Annotated in this window: 1 protein-coding gene; it reads right to left on the bottom strand. The window is 62.6% G+C overall.

The window, feature by feature from the left end; all coding sequences use genetic code 11:
* Positions 1-318 (bottom strand): hypothetical protein (locus EXE45_RS17505; RefSeq protein WP_158294323.1); only part of this gene is annotated, 318 nt, incomplete at both ends.

Raw genomic sequence — 318 nt, forward strand, 5'->3', positions numbered from 1 at the left:
AATCTCGTAGTGGCCGTACAGGTCTGTCACAACGCGTCCTGTGTCGTTGTCAACGCGTTCGAACAGATGAACGTGGTACTGACACTCCCGTGGCGTGGTGTCCGCAAGCGCGGTCCTCTCGGCGGCCTCGGGGTGTTCCTCGGGGATCCGAGCGTACGACCCCTGATCCGTGGGACCGTCCTCACCGCGACGTTTCTCCGCCGCGAACAGTTGGTAGTGATACCCCTGATCGCGGAGCATCGTCGCCGTCTCGTCGGCGTACGCATCGTACGTCCCGAGGTACTCAACCTCGTCCACCTCGTAGGCGGTGTACGGCAA

This window comes from Halorubrum sp. SP9 (assembly GCF_005435015.1).
Lineage (GTDB): Archaea > Halobacteriota > Halobacteria > Halobacteriales > Haloferacaceae > Halorubrum > Halorubrum sodomense.